This window comes from Allobosea massiliensis, from assembly GCF_042655245.1.
Lineage (GTDB): Bacteria > Pseudomonadota > Alphaproteobacteria > Rhizobiales > Beijerinckiaceae > Allobosea > Allobosea massiliensis.
In genome coordinates, this window is the sequence record NZ_JBHSLU010000050.1 from 24,735 (window position 1) to 40,248 (window position 15,514).

Annotated in this window: 17 protein-coding genes and 1 pseudogene; 7 read left to right on the plus strand and 11 right to left on the minus strand. The window is 65.4% G+C overall.

Annotated elements, in window-relative coordinates; genetic code table 11:
- The first annotated feature begins 37 nt into the window (after window positions 1-37).
- Entirely contained in the window at window positions 38-748 is a 711-nt protein-coding gene (locus ACFPN9_RS16055; protein WP_052232425.1) for a glutaredoxin family protein, read from the plus strand.
- A gap of 193 nt (window positions 749-941) precedes the next feature.
- Here ACFPN9_RS16055 and ACFPN9_RS16060 read toward each other — a convergent pair whose 3' ends face one another.
- The 5 genes from ACFPN9_RS16060 to ACFPN9_RS16080 all read right to left on the minus strand — a co-directional run bounded on the left by ACFPN9_RS16060 (window position 942) and on the right by ACFPN9_RS16080 (window position 5,450).
- Window positions 942-1,712: an amino acid ABC transporter ATP-binding protein gene (locus tag ACFPN9_RS16060; protein ID WP_377817248.1), complete on the minus strand. Its 771-nt coding sequence runs from the start codon at window positions 1,710-1,712 to the stop codon at window positions 942-944.
- Entirely contained in the window at window positions 1,712-2,818 is a 1,107-nt protein-coding gene (locus ACFPN9_RS16065; protein ID WP_047580271.1) for an amino acid ABC transporter permease, read from the minus strand. The genes ACFPN9_RS16060 and ACFPN9_RS16065 overlap by 1 nt, the downstream gene beginning before the upstream one ends.
- Entirely contained in the window at window positions 2,815-4,014 is a 1,200-nt protein-coding gene (locus tag ACFPN9_RS16070) for an amino acid ABC transporter permease (protein ID WP_377817249.1), read from the minus strand. Before ACFPN9_RS16070 ends, ACFPN9_RS16065 begins: the two co-directional genes overlap by 4 nt.
- Before the next feature lie 49 nt (window positions 4,015-4,063).
- Window positions 4,064-5,089, minus strand: a complete 1,026-nt coding sequence (locus ACFPN9_RS16075; RefSeq protein ID WP_047575046.1) for an amino acid ABC transporter substrate-binding protein — start codon at window positions 5,087-5,089, stop codon at window positions 4,064-4,066.
- 88 nt (window positions 5,090-5,177) lie between these two features.
- A complete protein-coding gene (locus ACFPN9_RS16080; protein WP_047575049.1) occupies window positions 5,178-5,450 on the minus strand; it encodes a heavy-metal-associated domain-containing protein in 273 nt (90 codons plus the stop codon).
- A 186-nt stretch (window positions 5,451-5,636) separates the two neighbouring features.
- Here ACFPN9_RS16080 and ACFPN9_RS16085 point away from each other — a divergent pair, with 186 nt between their 5' ends.
- Genes ACFPN9_RS16085 through ACFPN9_RS16095 form a run of 3 tightly spaced genes read left to right on the plus strand, consistent with a single transcriptional unit; the run spans window position 5,637 to window position 9,907 of the window.
- Entirely contained in the window at window positions 5,637-8,177 is a 2,541-nt protein-coding gene (locus ACFPN9_RS16085) for a heavy metal translocating P-type ATPase (RefSeq protein ID WP_052231999.1), read from the plus strand.
- Window positions 8,178-8,205: 28 nt separating this feature from the next.
- Window positions 8,206-8,691, plus strand: coding sequence for a Cu(I)-responsive transcriptional regulator (gene cueR, locus ACFPN9_RS16090; protein WP_082735493.1), 486 nt, complete (start codon window positions 8,206-8,208; stop codon window positions 8,689-8,691).
- Window positions 8,692-8,710: 19 nt separating this feature from the next.
- Entirely contained in the window at window positions 8,711-9,907 is a 1,197-nt protein-coding gene (locus ACFPN9_RS16095) for an aminotransferase class V-fold PLP-dependent enzyme (protein ID WP_068072678.1), read from the plus strand.
- A 23-nt stretch (window positions 9,908-9,930) separates the two neighbouring features.
- On the opposite strand, the gene ACFPN9_RS16100 is transcribed toward ACFPN9_RS16095, so the two are convergent.
- The 4 genes from ACFPN9_RS16100 to ACFPN9_RS16115 are packed head-to-tail and all read right to left on the minus strand — an operon-like array spanning window position 9,931 to window position 12,751.
- On the minus strand, window positions 9,931-10,512 hold the full coding sequence (locus tag ACFPN9_RS16100; RefSeq protein ID WP_054211118.1) for a hypothetical protein: 582 nt from the start codon (window positions 10,510-10,512) through the stop codon (window positions 9,931-9,933).
- Between the two features lie 58 nt (window positions 10,513-10,570).
- Window positions 10,571-11,143, minus strand: a complete 573-nt coding sequence (locus ACFPN9_RS16105; RefSeq protein ID WP_082735492.1) for a Crp/Fnr family transcriptional regulator — start codon at window positions 11,141-11,143, stop codon at window positions 10,571-10,573.
- A gap of 11 nt (window positions 11,144-11,154) precedes the next feature.
- Window positions 11,155-12,462, minus strand: coding sequence for an MFS transporter (locus ACFPN9_RS16110; RefSeq protein WP_054211119.1), 1,308 nt, complete (start codon window positions 12,460-12,462; stop codon window positions 11,155-11,157).
- Between the two features lie 10 nt (window positions 12,463-12,472).
- The gene (locus ACFPN9_RS16115) at window positions 12,473-12,751 is read right to left on the minus strand and encodes a metal-sensing transcriptional repressor (protein WP_054211120.1); all 279 of its coding nucleotides are present in this window, start codon (window positions 12,749-12,751) and stop codon (window positions 12,473-12,475) included.
- 107 nt (window positions 12,752-12,858) lie between these two features.
- On the opposite strand from ACFPN9_RS16115, the gene ACFPN9_RS16120 reads away from it, so the two are divergent.
- The 3 genes and pseudogenes from ACFPN9_RS16120 to ACFPN9_RS16130 all read left to right on the plus strand — a co-directional run bounded on the left by ACFPN9_RS16120 (window position 12,859) and on the right by ACFPN9_RS16130 (window position 14,732).
- A complete protein-coding gene (locus ACFPN9_RS16120; RefSeq protein ID WP_054211121.1) occupies window positions 12,859-13,245 on the plus strand; it encodes a hypothetical protein in 387 nt (128 codons plus the stop codon).
- Between the two features lie 141 nt (window positions 13,246-13,386).
- Window positions 13,387-14,031: pseudogene (locus tag ACFPN9_RS16125) on the plus strand (HupE/UreJ family protein).
- A gap of 20 nt (window positions 14,032-14,051) precedes the next feature.
- On the plus strand, window positions 14,052-14,732 hold the full coding sequence (locus ACFPN9_RS16130) for a hypothetical protein (protein ID WP_054211123.1): 681 nt from the start codon (window positions 14,052-14,054) through the stop codon (window positions 14,730-14,732).
- Between the two features lie 76 nt (window positions 14,733-14,808).
- On the opposite strand, the gene ACFPN9_RS16135 is transcribed toward ACFPN9_RS16130, so the two are convergent.
- Together ACFPN9_RS16135 and ACFPN9_RS16140 are read right to left on the minus strand one after the other, a co-directional pair.
- Window positions 14,809-15,072 (minus strand): GDCCVxC domain-containing (seleno)protein, encoded by a 264-nt coding sequence (locus tag ACFPN9_RS16135; protein ID WP_082365457.1) that lies wholly within the window; start codon window positions 15,070-15,072, stop codon window positions 14,809-14,811.
- Window positions 15,073-15,077: 5 nt separating this feature from the next.
- Window positions 15,078-15,494: a mercuric transporter MerT family protein gene (locus ACFPN9_RS16140; protein WP_054211124.1), complete on the minus strand. Its 417-nt coding sequence runs from the start codon at window positions 15,492-15,494 to the stop codon at window positions 15,078-15,080.
- Between the last annotated feature and the right edge of the window lie 20 nt (window positions 15,495-15,514).

Consider the following 15,514-nt stretch of genomic DNA (forward strand, 5'->3'; position numbering starts at 1 on the left):
GACGACCAGTGAAGCGCGTCAGGCCACCATCTACCGGATGGTGACGCCGGAACATGAATGCCCGTTCGGACTGAAAGCGCGGGACCTGCTGAGCCGCCGCGGCTACACCGTCGAAGATCGCTGGCTTACCTCGAGGGCTGAGACCGACGCCTTCAAGTCCGAGCATGACGTCAAGACCACGCCGCAGACCTTCATCGACGGACAACGCGTCGGCGGCTACGACGATCTGCGTCGCTTCTTTGGGCTGAGCGTCGCCGATCCCGGGGCGACCAGCTATACGCCCGTTATCTGGGTCTTTGCCGTCGCGGCACTGATGGCGCTCGCGGCCAACTGGGCTAGCTCGGGTCGTCTTCTCGATTTGCACTCGCTGGAGTGGTTTATCGCTTTCAGCATGTGCATCCTGGCGCTGCTCAAGCTTCAGGACGTCGAGAGCTTCTCGACCATGTTCCTCGGCTACGACCTTCTGGCGCGGCGCTGGGTGCCTTACTCCTATGTTTATCCGTATGCCGAGCTGATGGCTGGTGTGCTGATGATCGCCGGAGCCCTGACCTGGCTCTCCGTTCCGGTCGCGGCCTTCATCGGCACCATCGGCGCTGCGTCGGTGGTCAAGGCCGTCTACATCGACCGTCGCCAGATCAAGTGCGCGTGCGTCGGGGGCAGCAGCAGAGTTCCACTCGGCTTCGTGTCGTTGACCGAGAATCTCATGATGGTCGCCATGGCAGCCTGGATGAGCTTCGGCATGCGCTAGATTTTCATCTATTTGTTAAGACAATAAATACCAGTATTGCTAACGACATAAACAAGATAAGTTTCTTGAAACTAGCAAGAGACCCCCGCAGAATCGTCTTGTTGACCTTCCGCTTTCGCGGACTTTTTTGCGGGCCGACCGGCATTGAAAGTCGATGAAGTTTTTTGCTCATCTGTTTCTGATCCCGATCAGATCACGAAGATGACGCTAGGCCTGACCGACCGGCGGTGGTGCCAACAAAACTCCGTGCCCGATCGCAGCAGTCGCCGGCGAAGAACGCAGCGGGATCAGCTGTCTCGACGATCTTCTCTTGGTCCATGAACACGATCCGGTGCGCAACGGCCTTGGCGAAGCCCATCTCGTGGGTCACGCAGATCATCGTCGTCCCGGCTTCCGCCAAGGCCGTCATGACATCGAGAACCTCCTTGACCATTTCGGGGTCCAAGGCCGAGGTCGGCTCGTCGAACAGCATCAGTTTGGGGTTCATGGCCAATGCGCGCGCGATCGCGGCCCGCTGCTGCTGGCCGCCCGAGAGCTGCGACGGCATCTTGCGCGCCTGATCCTCCATCCGGACCTGGGAGAGCAGCATCATCGCCGCGCTCTCGGCATCGGGCCGCGGCAACCGGAGCAACTTGCGCGGGCCGAGCGTGATGTTGTCAAGGACGCTGAGATGCGGAAAGAGGTTGAACGACTGGAACACCATCCCGATCGCGCGCCTCGCCCCCAAGACGCTGTCGCAATCGGCGTTGATGGCCTCCCCCTCCAATCGGATCAGGCCATTCTGGTAGCGTTCAAGGGCATTGATGCATCGGACCATCGTCGACTTGCCCGAACCGGACGGACCGCAGACCACGATGCGCTCTCCGACCCCGACGGTCAGATCGACGTCGCGCAGAGCGTGCATAGCGCCGAACCATTTGTTCAGCCCGGAGACCTCGAGAAGCGGGCGGCTGGACGATGACATCATTGCCGTTCCGCCGCCTTTATCTCGCGTTCGAGGCTCTGACTGTAGCGCGACATGGCGAAACAGAGCCCCCAGAAGACCAGCCCGACGAAGACGTAGCCCTCCGCGTGGAGCCCCAGCCAGTCGGGATCGGCGGCGCCGGCAGCGACGATGTTCAGGACCTCGAAGAGCCCCAGAATCACGACCAACGTCGTGTTCTTCACCAGCGCGATAGCGTTGTTGACGACGCCGGGAACCACGACGCGCAACATCTGCGGCAGCGTGACGTAGATCGCGGTCCGCCAGTAGCCGAACCCGATCGCGGCGGCCGCTTCGGCCTGACCTTTCGGGATCGCCTGGAAGCCTCCTCGGAACACTTCCGCGAGATAGGCGCTTTCGAACAGGATGATGCCGGTGACCGCGAGCGCGAGGGGATCGAACTCGGAGCCAACCGGAAAGGCGTAAGGTAGGAGGATCCGCGCCATGAACAGCACGGCGATGAGCGGCAGTCCGCGGCAGATCTCGATGTAGGCGATGCTCGCCCAGCGAAACAGCGGCATTTCGCTCTGCCGACCCAGCGCCAGCACGATCGCGATTGGGAACGACACGACGATTCCGGCGACGCCGAGAAGAAGCGTTAGCGAAAGCCCGCCCCATTTATCGGTCGTCACGCGCGACAGCCCCGCCACGCCGCCGTGGAGCAGGACATAGCCCAGGATGGGGAACACAAGGAGGAGAAAGAAGGCAACGACCCGCTTGCCTGGGGTGTCGCGCCGCAGCAGCAAGAAGACCGATACTGCGAAGATCAAAAATACGGCGTTCACGCGCCAGCGCTCCGGCTGGGGATAGAAGCCGTAGAGAAATTGACCGCCCCGGTTGACGATGAAGGCCCAACAGGCGGCGTCCGGTCGGCAGGCGGCGCGGTTCTCGCCGACCCAGACCGCGTCGATGAACGCCCACGGGACGATCGCCCAGAGCAGCGCGACAGCGGCTGCGGCGATCGTTGAGGTCAGCAGCACGTCGATCGGCCGAGCGAACAGATTGGCGCGCGCCCAGGCGAGACGCCTTCTCAGTTGCGCAATAGCCGGGCTCCGCTCGACGCGGCTCGAGTTGACCACGGCAGTCATCGCTCGACGAGCCTCAGGCGGCGGGACTGCAGGTTGCTCAGTCCCGTGATCGCCAGACTGAGCACGAGGTACACGGCCATTGTCATCGCCATGATCTCGATCGCCCGCCCGGTCTGGTTAAGGCTCGTGCCGACGAAGACGTTGACGAGGTCCGGATAGCCGATGACGGTCGCCAGCGACGACGCCTTGACGAGATGCAGATACTGGTTCGTCAGCGGCGGGACGAGCACGCGCATCGCCTGCGGGATGATCACCAGCTTCAAGATCCTGCCGCGATCGAGCCCCAGCGCCGCGGCCGCCTCGCGTTGACCCTTGCCGATGGCCTCGATCGAACCGCGTACCAGTTCCGCGATGAAGGAGGCGTTGTAAACGGCCAGCGCCACGACCAGCGCCGAGAGCTCCGGCGACAGCGCCATGCCGCCGGAAAAGTTGAACCCCTGCAGCGCCGGCCAACTCACGCGGAGTTGGCCCCATCCAGCGACAAGGAGCAGTGCGCCGGCCAAGATAAAGACGATCGGGATCGCCACACGCGTCGGCTGTCCGGTCTCCTCGCGCCAGCGTCGGGCGCGGCGAAGGATGCCTGCGATCGCGGCAACCGCTCCGCCTACCAACAGCGCGAGCGTCTCCCAACCCAGGCTCGTCTCCAACGACGGGACAAAGATGCTGCGGTTGCTCAGGAAGACGGCGTCGAGCAGGTTGACGGCCTGCCGGGAGGGCGGCAGCGACCGGATCACGACGTTGTACCAGATCAGGACATGCAGAAGCAGGGGCAGGTTGCGGACGGTCTCGATATAGACAAGTGCAGCCTTCGCCACCGCCCAGTTCGGCGAGAGGCGCGCGATGCCGATCGCGAAGCCGAGAAGCGTCGCCGCGATGATGCCGAGCAAGGCAATGAGGAGCGTGTTCGACAGGCCGACCACGAAAACCCGCAGGTAGGTGTCGGTTTCCGCATATGGGATGATGCTGAAGGAAATGCCGAAGCCGGCCTCCTGCCGCAGGAAGGAGAAGCCGAGCGCGAGCTTGCGCACGGCGAGGTTGGCCTCCACGTTGCGCCAGGCAAGCCACAGCAAGGCGCAAAGCACGAGCAGGAACGCGGCTTGGTAGAGGATATGGCGGCGCTGCCGACCCGTAAGATTTCGACCGAGCGTCACCGGTCGTGCCGCGATCTGTGGCGTACTCAACCCGGTCGATGTCATGACCGATGCTCCAGGAGGCGGTGCGGCGGGCTGAGCCGCCGCACCTCGTTCACCGGAAAGGCGGGCTGTAGAGCAGCCCGCCCTTGCTCCAGAGCGAGTTCAGGCCGCGATCGAGCTTGATCGGGCTGCCCGACCCGAGGTTGCGCTCGTAGAGCTCGCCATAATTGCCCGTTGCCGCGATGACCTTGACGGCCCAGTCCTGCTCCATCCCGAGCATCTTGCCGAATTCGCCCGTTTTTCCGAGCATGCGCTGGACTTCCGGGTTGGTCGAACTCGCCGCCTGCTCGGCGACATTCGCCTTCGTCACGCCGAATTCCTCGGCGGCGATGATGATGTTGAGGGTCCAGGCCACGATGTCGCGGAAGCGCGCGTCATCCTGCCGGAGCGTCGGCCCGAGCGGCTCCTTCGAGAAGACGTCCGGCAGGATCACCCAGTCATCGGGGTTCTTCATCGCCGTTCGGCTCGCCGCAAGGCCGCCGCGCTCGTTGGAATAGGCGTCGCACCGGCCCGACTCCAGACTCTGCTGGTTCTGTTCACGCGTCGAACCGGTGATGACGGTGTACTTCATGCCGTTGGAGCGGAAGTAGTCGGCGAGGTTCAGCTCCGACGTCGTGCCGGCCGAGACGCAGATCGACGCGCCGTTCAGGTCCTTGCCGCTCTTGGCGCCGAGCTTCTTCGCGACCATGAAACCCTGGCCGTCATACATGTAGACGCCGCCCCAATCGAGGTTGAGCGAGGCGTCGCGCGAGTAGCTCCATGTCGCCGTGCGCGCCAGGATGTCGGCGGCGCCGGACTGCAGCGTCGTGAAGGCGACCCGGAATTCGAGTGGGACGAACTTCACCTTGCTGGCGTCACCGAGGATCGCAGCAGCCAGGCCCCGGCAGAATTCGACCTCCATTCCCTTCCAGTTGCCTTGGTTGTCCAGTGTCGACATGCCCGTCGAGACGCCGGTCGAGACGCCGCAGAGCAGCTCGCCTCGGGCCCTGATGGCCTTGACGGTGTCGCCCTCCGCGGCTTCCGCCGGGAGGGCGGCCGCGCTGGCAAGAGCAAGCGCGGCCAGAATGATGCTCTTCATGACAATCCCCTCTGTTACGGGGCGAGCGGCTTGCGTAGGTCAGACGGTCGATGCTGCCTTCTGCCGCTTTCTGCCCCCTCGATTTCGTTCAGGCTGCGACGGGAGAGGCGCTTGGCGTGTAGCCGGCGCCGGTCACGATCGCCTTGATCGCGGCGTAGTCGCCGAAGCCCACGACATTCACGAGCCTGGAGGCGGGATCGGCATCGACGGTCGTGCCGGGCAGGGTCGTCTCGATCGCCTTCTTGATCGTGCCGGCGCAATGGCCACAGGTCATGTCGTCTACGCGGAAATTGAGCCCGCCCGCCGATGGGGTAGCGACGGTTTCGGATGTGGAATTGGAATGTTGCTGGCACGAGCACATGGCTGAAGCCTCCTGTTGATGTGCGGGTGAGAAGGAGGCTGCGGCTTTCCACAGTGGTAAGGTCAAGAGGCTTTTTTCGCCGCCTCGGCGCGTCCGAAGAATTTTTCTTCGAACGCTCCGATAGCGCTTGACCTTACCATTATGGGAAGCACCATATCCCTTGCCATCACAGTTCGGAGACACGTCATGTCGACTGCAACGATGGCCAGAAACCCGGCCTCACACGGCATTCAGTTGGATTTTCCTGTCGAAGGAATGAGCTGCGCCTCATGCGTCGGCCGCGTGGAGCGGGCGATCGCAGGGGTCGAGGGCGTCGGTGGCGTCTCGGTGAACCTGGCGACGCAGCGGGCGCACGTCGCCCTCTCGTCCGGCAGGGTCGAGACGGCGGCCATTGACGCGGCCATCCGCAAGGTGGGCTACGAGCCGAGGGAGAGCGTCGTCGAGTTGAGTGTCTCCGGCATGACCTGCGCCTCCTGCGTCGGGCGAGTCGAGCGTGCGCTCAAGGCGGTGCCAGGCGTCCTCGACGCAGCCGTCAATCTGGCGACCTCGCGTGCATCCGTGCGCGTGCTGGGCGGGCCGGAGATGGCGCCCTCGCTCGTCGAGGCAGTCTCCGCCGCCGGCTACGAGGCCGAACCGATCCGGAATGCGGTCGATACCGCCGACCGCGAACGTCAGGCCCGGGAAACCGAACTCTCGGGGTTGCGCCGTGACGTCGTCCTGGCGGCGATCGCCACCCTGCCGCTGCTCGTCTTCGAGATGGGCATGCACATGTCCGAGACGCTGCACCATTTTCTTGCCGGCCGGATCGGCGAGTTCAACATCAAGGTGCTGTCGTTCCTGCTCGCCGGCTTCGTGATGGCGGTGCCCGGCCAGCGCTTCATCCGCAAGGGGTGGCCGGCGCTGCTGCGTGGCGCTCCGGACATGAACTCGCTGGTGGCGCTCGGCACGACCGCGGCCTTCCTCTATTCGAGCGTAGCGACCTTCATGCCCGGCCTGTTGCCGGACGGGACCGAATACACCTATTTCGAGGCGAGCGCGGTGATCGTGACCCTGATCCTGATCGGGCGCTGGATCGAGGCGCGCGCCAAGGGTTCGACGAGCGAGGCGATCCGCCGGCTGATGTCGCTCCAGGCCAAGACGGCGCGCGTGCTGCGCGACGGCAGCGAGGCCGACGTGGCTATCGAGACGGTGATCGTCGGCGACGTCGTCATCGTGCGGCCGGGCGAACGCATCCCCGTCGATGGCGAGGTCGTCTCCGGATCGTCTTATGTCGACGAGGCGATGATCACCGGCGAGCCGATCCCGGCCCGCAAGCAGGCTGGCTCTGCCGTCACCGGCGGGACGGTCAACGGCACGGGCTCGTTCCGCTTCAGCGCTCGCAAGGTCGGGGCCGACACTTTGCTCGCGCAGATCGTCGCGACCGTCGAGGCGGCGCAGGGCGCAAAGCTGCCGATCCAGGCGGTCGTTGACAGGGTGACGATGTGGTTCGTGCCCGCCGTGATCGGGCTTTCTCTGCTCACCTTCGCGATCTGGCTGATCTTCGGCCCGAGCCCGGCGCTGTCCTACGCGCTCGTTAACGCTGTCGCCGTGCTGATCATCGCCTGCCCATGCGCGATGGGCCTGGCGACGCCGACCTCGATCATGGTCGGCACCGGCAAGGGCGCCGAGCTCGGCATCCTGTTTCGGCAGGGGCAAGCGCTGCAGAGCCTCAAGGACTCAAAGGTCATCGCGCTCGACAAGACGGGCACGCTGACGAAGGGCCGGCCGGAACTGACCGACATCGCGGTGACGGACGGGTTCGCGGAGGACGAGGTGCTGCGCCTCGTGGCCACGGTTGAAACCCTCTCGGAGCATCCCGTGGCCGAGGCGATCGTCGCCGGTGCGAGGCAGCGCGGACTGATGCTGGCCGAGCCGACGGACTTCTCCAGCGAGCCCGGATTCGGGGCGGCGGCGCGTGTCGATGGCCGTCGCGTCGAGGTCGGCGCCGATCGGCTGATGCGTCGTCTTGGTCTCGATCTTTCGCCCTTCGCCAAGCAGGCCGCGCAACTTGGCGACGCTGGCAAGACGCCGCTCTTTGCTGCGATCGACGGCCGGCTCGCGGCCATCATCGCGGTCGCTGATCCCGTGAAGGAGACGACGCCCGCCGCCATCGCCGCGCTGCATGGCCTCGGCCTGCGCGTCGTCATGATCACCGGCGACAACGAGCGCACGGCCAAGGCGATCGCGGCCCGGCTTGGAATCGACGAGGTCGTGGCCGAGGTGCTGCCCACCGGCAAGGCCGAGGTAGTCAAGTTGCTGCAGGTCGGCGGTGTCCGCGTCGCCTTCGTCGGTGACGGGATCAACGATGCGCCGGCGCTGGCGCAGGCCGATGTCGGCATCGCGATCGGCACCGGCACTGACATCGCGATCGAGAGCGCCGACGTCGTGCTCATGTCCGGCGATCTCTCCGGCGTCGCCACGGCCATCGCGCTGTCGCAGGCCACGATCGCCAACATCCGCCAGAACCTCGTCTGGGCCTTCGGATACAACGTCGTGCTCATCCCCGTTGCAGCCGGTGCGCTGTATCCGGCCTTCGGCGTGCTGATGTCGCCGATGTTCGCCGGCCTCGCCATGGCGCTCTCCAGCGTCAGCGTGCTGGCGAATGCGCTGCGGCTGAAGCGCTTCGGCCGGCGGGCCCGGGTCGAACCGGAGCCCTCCCGCCCGGCGCAGCTCGCGCCCGCCGAATGAATCTGTTGCAGAACCAGGAGCTATCGACATGAACATCGGCCAGGCGGCGACGGCATCGGGCGTCACCGCGAAGATGATCCGCTACTACGAGAGCATCGGCCTGATCGAGCCGCCAATCCGCACCCAGGCTGGGTACCGGGTCTACACGGCCGAGGAGATCCACGAGCTTCGCTTCATCAAGCGGGCCCGCACGCTGGGCTTCTCGATCGAGGAGGCCCGCGAACTTCTGGCGCTGTGGCGCGACAAGAGCCGGGCCAGCGCCGACGTGAAGACGTTCGCGATGAAGCATGTCCGCGATCTAGAGACCAAGATCGACGAGCTTCAGGCCATGTCACGGACGCTCCGGCATCTGGCCCAGACCTGCCACGGCGACGACCGGCCCGAATGCCCGATCCTGGCCGATCTCGCGCTTCCCGACGCCCGCCAACCGCCTGCTGAGAAAAAGCGCGGCAAGGCGAAAACACACGCCGACTGCACGTGCGACGAGGGCGACACGTTCAGCAGCCGGCATTGACCGGCAAGGCGATCGACACGTGAATCAGATCAACCGACTGGATATCGCCAGCTTGCGCGCGGACACACCCGGCACCGCTCATCGCATCCATCTCAACAACGCCGGCGCCAGCCTCATGCCAGCGCCGGTCATCGCGGCCATGAAGGATCACCTCGATCTTGAAGCGATGCGTGGCGGCTACGAGGCCGCCGACATGAGGGCAGAGGCCGTCTCGGCCGTCTATGCCTCCGTCGCCAGGCTGATCAATGCCGGCGATGACGAGATCGCGCTGACGGAAAACGCGACCGTCGCATGGCAGATGGCATTCTATGCGCAGCGCTTCCAGGCGGGCGATCGGATCCTGACCGCTCGCGCCGAGTACGCTGCAAATTATGTTGCTTTCCTCCAGATGGCGCGCCGAACCGGCGTCACGATCGAGGTCGTGCCCGACGACGAGACGGGTGCTCTCGATCCGGATGCTCTCGCAGCGATGATGGACGAGCGGGTCAAGCTCATCGCCATCACTTGGATCCCTACAAATGGCGGGCTGATCAATCCTGCTGCTGCGGTCGGGAAGATCGCGCGCCGTCATGGCGTGACCTACCTCCTTGACGCCTGCCAGGCGGTCGGTCAGCTCCCGATCGATGTCGAAGAGATCGGTTGCGATCTGCTCGCCGCAACGGGACGCAAGTTCCTGCGCGGTCCGCGCGGCACGGGGTTCCTCTACGTCCGACGGGCGATGCTCGAGACACTCGAACCGGCGATGATCGACCACTTCGGCGCGCCCTGGGTTGGCGCCGACCGCTATGCGCTGAGGCCGGATGCGCGCCGGTTCGAGACATGGGAGAAGAACTACGCCGCAAGGCTTGGACTGGGCGCCGCGGTCGATTACGCGCTCGGTCTCGGCCTCGACGCCATCAGGGCTCGCTGCCTGCACCTCACCGACCATGTAAAAGCGGAACTCGAACGCTTGCCACGGGTGACACTGCACGATCTCGGACGTGATCGCGCTGCGATCGTAAGCTTCGCGGTCCGCGGTCTTGCCTCGGAAGCGATCCGGTCGGAGCTGACTCAACGGGCGATTAACGTCAGCGTCTCGAAGCCGAACAGCACGCTTCTCGACGCCAGCGCCCGGAATCTCCCGACCGTTCTGCGCGTGTCGCCGCACTATTACAATTCCGAGGATGAGATCGACCTGTTCGTGGACGCCTTGAACGACATCGTTGCAAGCGGTTGACGCGGAGCTTGGTCGATCGACGGTCAGTGCTTGGGCGCACCGTGGCCGCCATGCCCTGACTCCGGCATCGGCGCGATTCGATTGCCGCCATAGCCGCGCAGGTGATCGTATCGCGCGATCTGCTCCGCCGACATCACCGCCGCAGTCTCGATATGGGCGACGAGATGGACCGCCCTCAGGGCTCCCTGCCTGACGCCGATCCGTTCCGTCAGCGCCTTGAGGCGCTGCGCGTCGATCTTGCGGGCGGCGAAGCCTGCGTCCAGTTCGCGTTCGAGGCCCAGAAGCTCTCCGCCAACCGCCTTCGCCTCGACGTTCATCCGCGCCTTGATCGACTCCAACGCTTGTCGCTGACGGCTTGACAGGCTGAGCAGGTCCGCAAGCTCGAGCGCGTGCATCGGCCCGGGATAGCGGTTGAGTTCGGCTGCCTTGGCGAGGCCCATGCCGCGGCCTTGCGCGAGATCGTCGAACTCCTTGGGCGACAGCGCCTTGATCGCCCGGCTCTGCTCGCCGGCATAGGAGCTGTGCGTCTGCCCCCATGCCGGCGCGGCCGACGCGAGGCCTGCCGAGATCAAAACGAGTATGGTGGTCAAGGCGAGGCGGCTCATCGGGGTTCTCCTTCGCGCCCAACCTGCCGGAGATCGTGACATCGCGACATGATCGAGATCATGTCAGGACAATGTGGCCGGTCTTCCGTGAAATCGTCCCCTGCGCCTCAAGTCGGGCCAGCGTCCGGTAGAACGCCTCGGGCGTCAGGCCAATCGCGACGGCGATGTCCCGCAGCGAGCCGTCAAAGGCGATCGTGCGTCCGTCTTCGCTGGCTTCCGCGACGAGGAAGGCGATCACCCGCTCGCGCGCCGAGCGGATGTCGCGCACCGTCAACCGCGCGCGGAGCGTCATCACCTGCCGGGCGAGATCGGCCGTCAGGTCGAGCCGTGCGGTCGCATCATCGCCCAGTAGCGCGAGGCTGGCGGCCTTGGGAAAGCACGCGACGACGGCTTCACTCAGGGCGATGGCGTCGCAATGGTAGCGCTCGGCGAAAAGTGAGGCCTCGGCGAAGCGCTCTTCCGGCCCAGCGGTGAACAGCGCCGTCTCACGGCCATCGCCGCCGAAGCGCACGAGCCTGACGCGTCCCGTGCGCACCATAAAGAAGCCGCGCGTTTCGTCCCCGGCCGCAAACAGCGTCTCGCCTGCGGCGAGATGTCGGATAATAGGAACGATTTCCGATAGTGGGCCCATGCTCAAGCCGCTCAGCCGCGCGTCGGCCAGGCAAGATGATTTCGGTCGATCACGAAGGCATGCCGATGCCGCCTGCCCGCACCCGCCAGATGCGGATGGTCGGCTTCGAGGCCGGGATGCTCGTGTTCGATCTCGTCGGGATCGCCCGCCGGCCAGACACGCAAGGCGATCGCCAGCGCCAGCCCGGCGATGATCGCCATCGCCACGAATGTCGCGGGCAAGCCGATCGTCGCGCCCAGCCAGCCCGCCGCCGGGTAGGTTATCAGCCAGCAGGCATGCGAGAGGGCGAATTGGGCGGCGAACAGCGCCGGCCGATCCTCCGGATGGGCAGAGCGCCGCAAAAGGCGACCCGACGGCGTCTGGGTCAGGCTGTAGGAGAAGCCGAGCGCGAACCAGAGCGGCAGCAGGACGGAAAAGCCGGGAACCAGCGTGCCCAGCATCAATAGGACCGGAAGCGCAGCGCCGGCAATCAACATCAGCCTGCGGTCGTCGAGGCGGTCGAGCAGGCGCGGCAGCGCGAAGGCGGCCGTCATCGAGCCCGCGCCGAACATCGCCAGCGCGAGCGCGGTCGCCTGCTGCGTCAGGCCATAGGTCGCCTGAACCAGAACCACCGTATTGACGATGACCATGGAGCCTGCCGCCGAGACGGCGAGGCTCAGCGCCAGCAGCCCGCGCAGCCGTGGCGTCGCGAGGTAAATCCGCAGGCCCCGCGTGGTGCGGTCGTAGACGCCACGCGGCTCGCCGGGCTTCGGGTTCGGCAGAATGACAGACACGACCAGCGCGGCCGAGGCGATGAAGCCGATGACCGTGCCGGCGAAGAGGTTGTGGAAGCTGATCACGGTCAGCAGCAGCGCCGCTAGCGCCGGGCTCAGCAGGCTCTCCAGATCGTAGGCCAGCCGCGAAAGCGAGAGTGCCCGGGTGTAGTCCTTCTCATCGGGCAGGATGTCGGGAATCGTCGCCTGGAAGGTCGGCGTGAAGGCGGCCGAGGCCGACTGCAGCACGAAGATCAGCATATAGACCTGCCAGATCTCCGTGACGAAAGGCAGCAGCAGCGCCGCGGCCGCGCGAACGAGATCGAGCCCCACCAGCATGCTCCGGCGCGGCAGGCACTCAGCGAAGGCGGACGCGATCGGCGCGACGCCGACATAGGCGATCATCTTGATGGCCAGCGCTGTGCCGAGCACGATGCCCGCATTCGCACCCGCGAGATCATACGCGAGAAGACCTAGCGCGACCGTCGCAAGGCCGGTGCCGACCAGCGCGATGACCTGCGCGAGAAAGAGGTGGCGATAGGTCCGGTTGGCGAGGATAGCCAGCATGGGGTGGGCCCTAAAGGTATTTCGCGATGGCCTTGAAGGCGTCGACCACCTCGCGCTGCTTATGCGGCAAGGGCCCGACGACTTCGTCGAGGCAGTGGTCGAGATGGTCCTGGATCAGGGTCTTCTTGGCCTGCCCGATCGCGCTCTCCACAGCCTGCAATTGCTGGGCGATGTCGAGGCAGGAACGACCGGCCTCGATCATCTCGATAACCTTGCGCAGGTGCCCGTCGGCCCGCTTCAGCCGCTTGACGATGGCGGGATGGGTCGCGTGGAGATGGCTCTCGGACATGGCTTTCCGTATCCTCCTGGGTAGGATACGTCAATGCGGTCACGTGACTCGTCGTTCGTCGTCTCCAGTCAAATTGTCGTCAAGAAGAAGGGCTCTACGCTCTGCCCATGTCGCGCCGCCGCCTTCGAGCCGGGTTCAGCCTCGTCATCGCCCTCGCGATGGCGCTCTGCATGACGCTCTCGGCTGCGCACGTCTCTGCCGGGCACAACGCCTACGCCATCGCGCAGGCCGAGGTCTTACGGCATGCGGAACTCGCCGCTTCGATCGCCGAGCACGGCCATGCCCATGAAGAGGGCGAGCCCGACGAGCGCTTGCCAGGCCATGTCCATGGGCACAATACCGCCGACCATGTCCACGAGACGGCGGATGTCGTCGGCCTGATCCAGCTCGGCACGCCGCGCTTCGTGCGGACCCCGATCCGGCACGAGCATCGGCGATCCGCCTCGGAGCGACCCGGCGGTCTGGAACGCCCGCCTCGATCCGCCGTCGCCTGAACTCAGCGCCGCGCTCGCGGCAGCCTTCAACGACGAACCATCGGATCAGTCATGCAACCACCTTCCACCGGAGGGCGGCGCCTGCTGCGACAAGCAGCCTTGCGCCTGCTCCTTTCCCTCGTACTGGCGATCGTCCTGGTTATGCCGGGCATCGATGCGGCGCTGGCCCACGCCGTAGCCGAGGGCGACAAGGGCTACATCAAGGAGATCACGGGGGTGAACCTGCTCCCGTTCGTCTATCTCGGCGCCAAGCACATGGTGACGGGCTACGACCACATCCTGTTCCTGTTCGGGGTGATCTTCTTCCTCTACCGCCTCAAGCACATCGCGCTCTATGTCAGCCTGTTCGCGATCGGCCACTCCACGACCATGCTGCTCGGCGTCTAGTTCAACGTCGGGATCAACAGCTACCTCATCGACGCCATCATCGGGCTGTCGGTCGTCTACAAGGCGCTCGACAACATGGGCGCCTACCAGCGCTGGCTTGGCTTCCAACCGAACACCAAGGCGGCGACGCTGATCTTCGGCCTGTTCCATGGTTTTGGTCTCTCGACCAAAATACTGGAATACCAGATCTCCCCGGACGGGCTCATCCCGAACCTGCTCGCCTTCAATGTCGGCGTCGAACTCGGCCAGCTCACGGCGCTCGGCATGATCCTGATCGTCATGGGCTACTGGCGGCGCACGGCCAGCTTCTGGCGTCATGCCTACACCGCAAACGTCTGGATGCTCACCGCCGGCTTCGTGCTCGTCGGCTACCAGCTCACCGGCTATTTCGTTTCCTGAACCCCAAGGACACACGTCTCATGTACAACACCGACATCCCGACCCGCGCCGAACTGCCGACTAACGCCCAGCTTCTGCGCTCGACCGCCATCGCCATCGTCGCGGCGGCCGGCATCCTCGTGACCATCGTGCTGCCCGCCGAATACGCGATCGACCCCACCGGCGTCGGCCGCATGCTCAGGCTGACCGAGATGGGCGAGATCAAGACCCAGCTCGCAGCCGAAGCCGAGGCCGACCGCCTGAAGGACCTCTCCACGACGCCGATTCAACCGGCCCCCGCGACGCCGGCCCCGGACCAGCGCTCCGGCCTGCTGACCACGCTGGCCGGGCTCCTCGTCTCGCCTGCGCAGGCCGGCGAACGGCTCGATCTCGCCCAGGCCGAGAAGACCGACGAGACCGTGATCACGCTCGATCCGACCAAGGGGACCGAATACAAGCTCACCATGGTCAAGGGCGCAAAGGTCACCTTCGAGTGGAGCGTCAAGGACGGCGTCGTCAACTACGACATGCACGGCACGCCCGGCCCCGGCGCCAAGGAGAAGAGCTACAAGACCGGCCGCGCGGTAGCGGGCGATACCGGCGTGCTGACCGCCGAATTCGACGGCGGCCATGGCTGGTTCTGGCGCAACCGCGGCACGAAGCCGGTGACCATCATCCTGCGCACCAAAGGCGCCTATGCCGAGATCAAGCGCATGAGCTGACGAGGTTCCAGCCGGCCTGCGAGAACGCGGGTCGGCCGGCAGGCGCGAACCGAAAACAGCTCGCTTGGGCGCAGACCTAAAATCCGTCCCCGGAGCCGGTTCGCGCCGCGATCCGAGGCGCACAGCAGCCCGCCGCTGACGGCTGTCCATCGCTGGCGGCCTGAATCGGCGGACAGGGCACGTCGCCATAAGAGCAGAACACGCAGCAATCGCCTTCAAGCGGTCGCAGCAGTACTCCGCAGCTCTTGCATTCGTAGAAAAACCAGCAGGCGTCCGTCGGCATCGTCTCAGTCGCCTGATGGGCGCAGCGAGGACAAGTCAGAGTCGATTCAAGCTGCATGAGGATCACCGCGTCAGCTTGAGCAGGGCCGGCTCGATATAGGGCGACCAGACGAGCGCCAGCCCGACGACCAGAGAGCCGAAGCCGAGCAGTCCGATCGTGCGGCGGGATGTTCCTGGCTTGGCGCATGTGTCGCCATCACAGCTCGGCCTGCGCCTTCGCCAGAAGAAAAAAGCCCAGCCGAGAGCCAGCATACCCGCAGCGCCGGCAATAAGCAGCGGCCGGATATCGGCCAGGAAGGCAAGGCCGCTGAAGACCGCCCCCGTCGCTCCAAGTCCCGCGAGCGCGATCGGCAGCACGCAGCATGAGGATGCGACCAGCGCGCCGATCCCAACGACCGCGCCCGTCCCGGCCAGGAGGCGCGTGGATGGCGCCGGGAGAGGCTCCGTCGTGCTCGACTTTCCGAGTTCCGCGCTGAACATGAATGGTGCTCCGTTTCGAT